The sequence below is a fragment of the Vibrio sp. 779(2023) genome (genome assembly GCF_033344285.1).
Taxonomy (GTDB): domain Bacteria; phylum Pseudomonadota; class Gammaproteobacteria; order Enterobacterales; family Vibrionaceae; genus Vibrio; species Vibrio alginolyticus.
Genome location: NZ_JAWPOM010000024.1, coordinates 59,601 through 68,299 on the forward strand (window position 1 = coordinate 59,601; position 8,699 = coordinate 68,299).

The following is an 8,699-nucleotide window of genomic DNA, read 5'->3' on the forward strand; positions in this document are numbered from 1 at the left end:
GGAGAGAAGTAAATTCCTGATCAAACCTCATTATTTCTAATTTGGCTTTTTTTAGTTCCTGCATACACACCGTGTATCCACGTGATTAAGACTAACTTCGCAGCTAAAAACATCCAAATGGAACTTATTTTTTTTCTAAAAAAATATGAGCCACTCCAAAGTTCCATATAACTTATTGATCCAGATCTTATTTTTAACAACATCAACACAACACAACAAATTATTATTTAAAATCAAACATTTAAATTGAACTTAAAAGTATCAACTTGAAGTCACTCGCAGACTAAAAAAGCCAAAAAAACCAATAACCCAAGGTTCGATCTTGATCACTGAAAAGAACAAAGGCATCAATTACTCAATAAAAAAACACTTAATTATGAACAAGAAAAAGCCCCGCATGCTTAGCATACGGGGCTTTTAGTTACTTTTTAGCTTTTTTGAGAAGACTTAATTCATCAGTTCGAGTAAGTCTTGTTCTGTTTTAATTTCGATACCCAGTTCTTGTGCCTTTGCGAGCTTCGAACCTGCATTTTCACCAGCAAACAAAATATCGGTTTTCTTAGAAACACTACCCGTCACTTTAGCCCCCAGTGCTTGGAGGGCTTCTTTGGCTTCTGTACGCCCCAGTTGAGAAAGTGTTCCCGTTAATACTACTGTTTTACCTTCTAATGGTAATTCCCCCACCTGCTCAGTAGTATTAATCTCTGGCCAATGAATTCCTTGTTCAAGCAAATCTTTAACCACCGCTTGGTTCTGTTCTTCACTAAAGAAAGTCGTAATATGTTGAGCAACCACAGCACCGATGTCTTGCACTTCAATCAACTGCTCTTCGGTAGCATTTTGGATCGCTCCCAACGTTTTAAAGTGCATTGCTAAGTTTGCTGCGGTTGCCTCGCCAACTTCACGGATCCCCAGTGAATACAAAAACCGAGGTAAAGTTGTTTCTTTGGATTTTTCTAACGCATTCACAATATTCTGCGCAGACTTTGGCCCCATGCGATCTAGTACGGTTAAAATCCCCGCTGATAACTTAAATAAGTCAGCAGGAGTTTTCACCATCTCACGATCAACAAGCTGCTCGATCACTTTATCGCCTAAACCGTCAACGTCTAACGCTTTACGAGAAACAAAGTGTTTTAGCGCTTGTTTGCGTTGGGCTTGGCAAACTAAGCCCCCCATACAACGTGTTACCGCTTCTCCTTCGATCCGCTCAACATGCGAACCACAAACAGGACACTGAGTTGGGAAAACAATATCTCGAGCTGTTTCTGGTCGACGCTCTTTGATGACAGATACGACTTGCGGAATAACATCGCCAGCACGGCGGATCACAACGTGATCACCAATCTTGACCTGCAGACGTTCTATCTCATCTGCGTTATGAAGCGTCGCATTACTTACCGTTACCCCGCCAACAAATACAGGCTCTAGTTTAGCAACAGGTGTAATCGAACCAGTGCGACCGACTTGGAACTCCACTTCATTCAGTGTCGTCATTTCTTCCTGTGCTGGGAATTTGTAGGCAATCGCCCAACGTGGAGCGCGAGCAACAAACCCCAGACGCTCTTGCACGGCAATATCGTCAATTTTAATAACGACACCATCGATCTCATAAGGGAGGGCATCACGACGCTGCAATATATCTTGGTAGTAAGCTTTTACATCCGCCAAGCTTTCAACTCGCTTAGTTTCCGGGCACATTGGCAGTCCCCAAGATTTGATTTGCAAAAAGCGTTCGTAATGACTTGCTGCCAATTCTGCGCCTTGCACCACGCCTACACTGTATGCATAGAAGCTAAGCGGACGAGAAGCCGTAATACGTGAATCCAATTGTCGTAAGCTACCTGCCGCAGCGTTACGTGGATTAACAAAGATTTTCTCGCCTTTCTTCCTTGCTAATTCATTGAGCTTTTCAAACCCAGCTTTCGGCATAAAGACTTCACCACGAACTTCAAGACGATTTGGCCAGTCATTACCCCTGAGTTTTAAAGGAATGGCTTTAATCGTACGCACATTCTCTGTGATGTTTTCACCCGTAGTACCATCGCCTCGAGTGGCCGCCTGAACTAACACGCCATTCTCATATAACAAACTTACGGCGAGTCCATCCAATTTAGGCTCACAACAGTATTCTTTCACACTCTGGCTGCCCACGCGCTCTTGTGCGCGCTTGTGGAAACTATCAAGTTCACTATCATCAAACGCGTTATCAAGCGAAAGCATCGGTACTTCATGTGTCACTTGGCTAAACGCAGAAAGAGGTTGTCCACCGACACGTTGGCTTGGCGAGTCTACGGTTATTAAGTCAGGGTTCTCAGCTTCAATATCCAGTAACTCTCGCATTAAACGGTCGTACTCGGCATCAGGGATCTCTGGGTTATCTTCCACGTAGTAACGCACAGCGTGGTAATGCAACGACTCTTTTAGTTCTTCTAGTCGCTGAAGTACTGATTCAGACATAGTAAAGCCCCGTGTATTTTCAATCGGTGAGGTTGGGAAATTCAAGAAAAAGGGCTCCATCCGGAGCCCTATTATTATTTGCTGTTAAGATTATGCGTTAGCGGCATTAAACTCAACTATTTGACGTCGATAAGATGCTAAACGATCTGGCGTCATTAAGTTGCGCTGGTCATCAAGTACGTTACCACCTAAATCATCAGCAATTTGCTGCGCAGTTCGGAGCATTAAGTTGAAGTTCTGTTCAGCCTCGCCATAACAAGGCAATGTCATGAAGAATGAAATACCCTTCGTTGTAAACTCAGCAGGATCAGCATGCTCAAACGTACCAGGGTGCATCATATTAGCGACGCTAAACAGCACTTTGCCGTTACCGGACAAGTCGACATGACGGTGGAAAATATCCATCTCGCCATAAATTAGACCGTTTTGTTGCATACTTTCAAATAAAGCAGTACCAACAAATGGCTCTTCACCAGCACAGTGCACATTTAATACAATCACTTGCATTTCAGGTTCTGGCTTTGGCTCTTCCTTAGGCTCTGCAACGACAGGCTCACTAACCGTTTCGACTTGCTGTTCTTTCTCCGTAATATCAAACGCGGCGGGAATAGCGTCTTCTTCCACAGCGGGCTGGAATGGCTCTTCAGCTACTGTTGCTTGAACAACAGGCTCAACGTCCTCTTCTTTATCTTTTTCTGCAACAAATGAAGGGATGTCATCCGGCTCCTGCTGCGTCTGTTTGACTTCAGATGGGCCACCGAATAACGGGTCAGATTCAAACTTGTTGTCGAAAGAATTCGCCATCCCAAAATCTGGCTCTTTGCGATCTTTGCGAATGATCTCAAAGTCATCTTCAGGAGCGGGAGCGAAGTCTCGTTCTTTCTCAACAAGATCATTTTTGTCTTCTTGGTCAACATCCAGCTTACCAAGTGGCTTGTTACCAAACTTTGCTTTGCCTTCTTTTTTACTGCTCCATAAACCATGAAACAGTAATGCCGCGATGGCTAATGCGCCAACAACAATGAGTACGAATCGCAATTCCTGCATTATTTACTCTCAATATACTTGTTTTTACTACTCGCAGTTCCTTGAGCAGCAACCCAAGTGCAATAAATCTGAATGATACGTTTACTTTACCAAAACTATATGTAGATTTAGAACAACTTAATGCAAGAAGTTCCGTTTTTTGTTGTGATTCTTGCCACGATTCCACTTAACAAGACGTCATTTGTCAGGGCATTGAAAGAAAAGTCCTCACAGGTACAATGAGTTTTCATTTACACGAAGCCAAAATAGACATGAAGCAAAACAATCAGCAGAGAACCGGGTTCGGTTATTTTCTATACGGGATACAATTGGCACTTGCCCCTAAAATCAGGCGCTTTGTCATCTTACCTCTACTTGCAAATATCTTGCTTGTAGGTGGTGCCATCTTCTATCTATTTTCAAACCTTAATATATGGATAGAAGGCTGGATTGGGCAGCTGCCTGAGTTTTTATCCTGGTTAACTTACATTCTTTGGCCTTTACTCGCTCTGACGATACTCGCTACCTTCTCCTATTTTTTCAGCACGCTCGCGAACTTTATCGCCGCGCCATTCAATGGCCTCTTGGCTGAAAAAGTGGAAGAGTACTTAACGGGACAAAAAGTAAATGATGATGGTTTCACTGCCGTCCTGAAAGATGTTCCTCGCGTTTTAGCTCGTGAGTGGAGAAAGCTCCTTTACATTTTACCTAAAGCAATAGGCCTATTCCTATTATTGCTCATCCCTGCCCTTGGACAAACAGTAGGCCCATTTTTATGGTTTATCTTTACCGCCTGGATGCTCGCGATTCAATATTGTGACTACCCGTTTGATAACCATAAAATCCCATTTAACGACATGCGTTACAAATTGAAACAAAAGCAAGGTAAGGCCTATGGCTTTGGGGTATTGGTGTCTGTGTTTACGACGATCCCAATTTTGAACCTCATTGTCATGCCTGTAGCAATATGTGGTGCAACCGCTATGTGGGTCGCGGAGTTTAAGCACCAACGATAGTCGATTAGAGATTAAGGAAAGGGATCAGCGCCAGCTTTTCCCTTTTCTTTTATCAAGTTCTGGGCCAACCTAATAAGATATAACTTTTTAATCCTTTTCCCTTTTTTTCATACCGCATATTCTTCTATCCATATTCACACAACGTGTAATGAAGGAACATCACTATGAGCAAAATCTACGAAGATAACTCTCTTACTATTGGTAATACACCTCTCGTTCGTCTAAACAAAGTAAGTAAAGGCAAAGTTCTCGCAAAAATTGAAGCGCGTAACCCTAGCTTCAGTGTTAAGTGCCGTATCGGTGCAAACATGATTTGGGAAGCAGAGAAAGCGGGCCTTCTTAAGCCAGGTGTAGAGCTTGTAGAACCTACCAGTGGTAACACTGGTGTTGCTCTAGCATTCGTAGCGGCTGCTCGCGGTTACAAGCTAACATTGACCATGCCTGAATCAATGAGCCTAGAACGCCGTAAGCTACTAAAAGCACTAGGCGCGAACCTTGAGCTGACTGAAGCGGCGAAAGGCATGAAAGGGGCGATTGCTAAAGCAGAAGAAATCGTAGCAAGCAACCCTGAGAAGTACCTACTTCTTCAACAATTTGACAACCCAGCGAACCCAGAAATCCACGAAAAGACTACGGGCCCTGAGATTTGGGAAGCGACAGACGGTGAAATCGACGTATTCGTTGCTGGTGTTGGTACGGGCGGTACTATTACAGGTACAAGCCGTTACATCAAAGGTGAAAAAGGCAAAGCCATCACTTCTGTTGCAGTTGAGCCAGCAGAGTCTCCGGTTATTGCACAAGCACTTGCTGGCGAAGAAATCCAACCTGCCCCGCACAAAATTCAAGGTATCGGTGCTGGTTTCATCCCTGGTAACCTCGATTTAGACATTATTGACCGTGTTGAGCAAGTTACCTCAGAAGAAGCGATTGAGATGGCTCGTCGCCTAATGGAAGAGGAAGGTATCCTAGCTGGTATCTCATCTGGCGCAGCGGTTGTTGCAGCGAACCGACTTGCGGAACTACCTGAATTTGAAGGAAAAACAATTGTAACTGTCTTGCCAAGTTCCGGTGAGCGTTACCTAAGTACAGCACTCTTTGCAGGTATCTTTACCGAAAAAGAGAACCAACAATAATATGTGTTCAAATCAATTTTTAGTTTAAAAAAGCCCCGTTTAGGGGCTTTTTTGTTGATCCCTGCCCTACCTTTGGTAATATCAGGGTGTTTTATTTCTAGCTTCAAAATAAAGAAGCAGAACACAAAAAGGTTTCAAAGTGATTACGCACGCAAACAGTTGCGTAGTTACCAAACTTTTGACTAGTATCAGAACTGACGCGCTTTGAACTCTTCCCGTGCTAGCGCACAAGATGTAAAGCAGTTAAGCTAAAATCTGGTCACAAACTAACAAAAAAATACATTTATTGGGGTATATCACATGTACGAGAAGCAAGTAGAAATCACAGCAGAAAACGGCCTTCACACTCGTCCAGCTGCACAGTTTGTTAAAGAAGCGAAAGCATTCGACGCAGACATCACTGTGACTTCTAACGGTAAAAGCGCTAGCGCTAAGAGCCTGTTCAAACTACAAACACTAGGCCTAGTAAAAGGTACTCAAGTTACTATTTCTGCTGAAGGCCCACAAGCTCAGCAAGCAGTTGACCACCTAGTTGCTCTAATGGACCAACTACACTAATCCGGTCTCCTACTCCAGAAGCCATTTTGTGAAAGCAAAATGGCTTCGTTGGAAATAGGCTCAAAACTAAGCTAAAACTATTCGTTAGCGCACCCATTATTCTCCCGTTTTATAAAGTTGACCAAACTTAAGGTAAGGCTATGATTTCAGGCATCCTAGCATCTCCTGGTATTGCAATCGGTAAAGCACTACTACTTCAAGAAGATGAAATTGTCCTAAACACAAACACTATTTCTGACGATCAAGTAGAAGCTGAAGTTCAGCGTTTCTTTGACGCTCGTAACAAATCTGCAGCTCAGCTAGAAACTATCAAGCAAAAAGCGCTTGAAACGTTTGGCGAAGAAAAAGAAGCGATCTTTGAAGGTCACATCATGCTTCTTGAAGACGAAGAGCTAGAAGAGGAAATCCTAGCACTTATCAAAAACGACAAGATGACTGCTGATCACGCTATCCACTCAGTGATCGAAGAGCAAGCATGTGCTCTTGAGTCTCTAGATGACGAATACTTAAAAGAGCGTGCAACTGACATCCGCGATATCGGTTCTCGTTTTGTTAAGAACGCACTAGGCATCAACATTGTTTCGCTTAGCGATATCAGCGAAGAAGTAATTCTTGTTGCTTACGACCTAACGCCATCTGAAACTGCGCAAATTAACCTAGACTACGTGCTTGGTTTTGCTTGTGATATCGGCGGTCGTACATCTCACACTTCAATCATGGCTCGCTCACTTGAGCTTCCAGCTATCGTTGGTACTAACGACATCACGAAGAAAGTTAAGAATGGCGACATGCTGATTCTTGACGCAATGAACAACAAGATTGTTGTTAACCCATCAGAAGCTGAGCTAGAAGAAGCGAAAGCGGTTAAAGCAGCATTCCTAGCTGAAAAAGAAGAGCTAGCGAAACTGAAAGACCTACACGCAGAAACGACTGACGGTCACCGTGTAGAAGTTTGCGGTAACATCGGTACAGTGAAAGACTGTGACGGTATCCTTCGTAACGGCGGTGAAGGTGTTGGTCTGTACCGTACTGAATTCCTATTTATGGACCGTACTGCGCTACCAACTGAAGAAGAACAGTACCAAGCGTACAAAGAAGTTGCGGAAGCAATGAACGGTCAAGCTGTGATCATCCGTACTATGGATATCGGCGGCGATAAAGATCTCCCATACATGGATCTTCCAAAAGAGATGAACCCATTCCTAGGTTGGCGTGCTGTACGTATCAGTCTGGATCGTCGTGAAATCCTTCGTGATCAGCTACGTGGCATCCTACGTGCTTCTGCACACGGCAAACTGCGTATCATGTTCCCAATGATCATCTCTGTCGAAGAAATCCGTGAGCTTAAGAAAGCGATCGAAGAGTACAAAGAAGAGCTACGCGCTGAAGGCCACGCGTTCGACGAAAACATCGAAATCGGTGTTATGGTTGAAACTCCTGCTGCTGCTGCGATCGCACACCACTTAGCGAAGGAAGTGTCTTTCTTCTCTATCGGTACAAACGACCTAACTCAGTACACGCTAGCGGTTGACCGTGGTAACGAGATGATTTCTCACCTATACAACCCACTATCACCAGCTGTACTTACAGTGATCAAGCAAGTTATCGACGCTTCTCACGCAGAAGGTAAATGGACTGGTATGTGTGGTGAACTTGCAGGTGACGAGCGTGCAACACTTCTACTTCTAGGTATGGGTCTGGACGAGTTCTCAATGAGCGGCATTTCAATCCCTAAAGTGAAGAAAGTAGTTCGTAACTCTAACTTCGCAGAAGTGAAAGCAATGGCTGAAGAAGCCCTTTCTCTACCAACAGCAGAAGAAATCGAAGCCGTGGTAGAAAAGTTTATTGCTGAGAAAGCTCAGTAATCGGTAGTACCAAGTAATTCAATACTTAATGGCCATTAGACGGCGAAAAAAGTCGTCTAATGAGCTATATTGGTATACTATAATTCGACAGAATAAAACCAAACCTTAGGAGCATGACACAATGGGTCTGTTTGACAAACTTAAGAAGCTTGTATCTGATGACAGCGCTGACGCTGGTGCTATCGAAATCATCGCGCCACTTTCTGGTGAGATTGTAAACATCGAAGACGTGCCAGATGTTGTTTTCGCTGAGAAAATCGTTGGTGACGGTATTGCTATCAAGCCAGCAGGCAACAAAATGGTAGCTCCTGTAAACGGTACTATCGGTAAGATCTTCGAAACTAACCATGCGTTCTCTATCGAGTCTGACGACGGTGTTGAGCTTTTCGTTCACTTCGGTATCGACACAGTTGAACTAAAAGGCGAAGGCTTCACGCGTATCGCTGAAGAAGGTCAAACTGTTAAAGCTGGCGACACTGTAATTGAATTCGATCTAGCTCTTCTAGAAGAGAAAGCGAAGTCAACGCTAACTCCAGTTGTTATCTCTAACATGGACGAAATCAAAGAGCTAAACAAGCTTTCTGGTTCTGTAACTGTTGGTGAAACTCCAGTTCTACGTGTAACTAAGTAATTTTTACTTA

The 8,699-nt window shown here is 43.7% G+C and carries 7 protein-coding genes; 5 read left to right on the plus strand and 2 right to left on the minus strand.

Translation table 11 applies throughout. The features are described from left to right. Window positions 1–447 precede the first annotated feature (447 nt). Together ligA and zipA are read right to left on the minus strand one after the other, a co-directional pair. Window positions 448–2,460, minus strand: a complete 2,013-nt coding sequence (gene ligA, locus R8O70_RS21555; protein WP_318184353.1) for an NAD-dependent DNA ligase LigA — start codon at window positions 2,458–2,460, stop codon at window positions 448–450. A gap of 90 nt (window positions 2,461–2,550) precedes the next feature. Next, window positions 2,551–3,507, minus strand: coding sequence for a cell division protein ZipA (zipA, locus tag R8O70_RS21560; protein WP_065274252.1), 957 nt, complete (start codon window positions 3,505–3,507; stop codon window positions 2,551–2,553). 251 nt (window positions 3,508–3,758) lie between these two features. On the opposite strand from zipA, the gene cysZ reads away from it, so the two are divergent. From cysZ to crr, 5 genes are all read left to right on the plus strand, one after another. After that, window positions 3,759–4,502, plus strand: a complete 744-nt coding sequence (cysZ, locus tag R8O70_RS21565; RefSeq protein WP_025998633.1) for a sulfate transporter CysZ — start codon at window positions 3,759–3,761, stop codon at window positions 4,500–4,502. Window positions 4,503–4,666: 164 nt separating this feature from the next. Then, entirely contained in the window at window positions 4,667–5,635 is a 969-nt protein-coding gene (gene cysK / locus R8O70_RS21570; RefSeq protein ID WP_005382045.1) for a cysteine synthase A, read from the plus strand. Between the two features lie 300 nt (window positions 5,636–5,935). Continuing rightward, entirely contained in the window at window positions 5,936–6,193 is a 258-nt protein-coding gene (locus R8O70_RS21575) for an HPr family phosphocarrier protein (RefSeq protein ID WP_005382043.1), read from the plus strand. A 140-nt stretch (window positions 6,194–6,333) separates the two neighbouring features. Continuing rightward, entirely contained in the window at window positions 6,334–8,058 is a 1,725-nt protein-coding gene (gene ptsI, locus R8O70_RS21580; RefSeq protein ID WP_017634829.1) for a phosphoenolpyruvate-protein phosphotransferase PtsI, read from the plus strand. Between the two features lie 121 nt (window positions 8,059–8,179). Next, window positions 8,180–8,689 carry a PTS glucose transporter subunit IIA gene (gene crr / locus R8O70_RS21585; RefSeq protein WP_005382041.1) on the plus strand — a complete coding sequence of 170 codons (510 nt, stop codon included), beginning with the start codon at window positions 8,180–8,182 and terminating at the stop codon, window positions 8,687–8,689. Window positions 8,690–8,699 lie beyond the last annotated feature (10 nt).

Bases quoted from the DNA above. Each gene is read 5' to 3' on its own strand.
- ligA (WP_318184353.1), bottom strand. From the start codon at position 2,460: ATGTCTGAATCAGTACTTCAGCGACTAGAAGAACTAAAAGAGTCGTTG.
- zipA (WP_065274252.1), bottom strand. From the start codon at position 3,507: ATGCAGGAATTGCGATTCGTACTCATTGTTGTTGGCGCATTAGCCATC.
- cysZ (WP_025998633.1), top strand. From the start codon at position 3,759: ATGAAGCAAAACAATCAGCAGAGAACCGGGTTCGGTTATTTTCTATAC.
- cysK (WP_005382045.1), top strand. From the start codon at position 4,667: ATGAGCAAAATCTACGAAGATAACTCTCTTACTATTGGTAATACACCT.
- R8O70_RS21575 (WP_005382043.1), top strand. From the start codon at position 5,936: ATGTACGAGAAGCAAGTAGAAATCACAGCAGAAAACGGCCTTCACACT.
- ptsI (WP_017634829.1), top strand. From the start codon at position 6,334: ATGATTTCAGGCATCCTAGCATCTCCTGGTATTGCAATCGGTAAAGCA.
- crr (WP_005382041.1), top strand. From the start codon at position 8,180: ATGGGTCTGTTTGACAAACTTAAGAAGCTTGTATCTGATGACAGCGCT.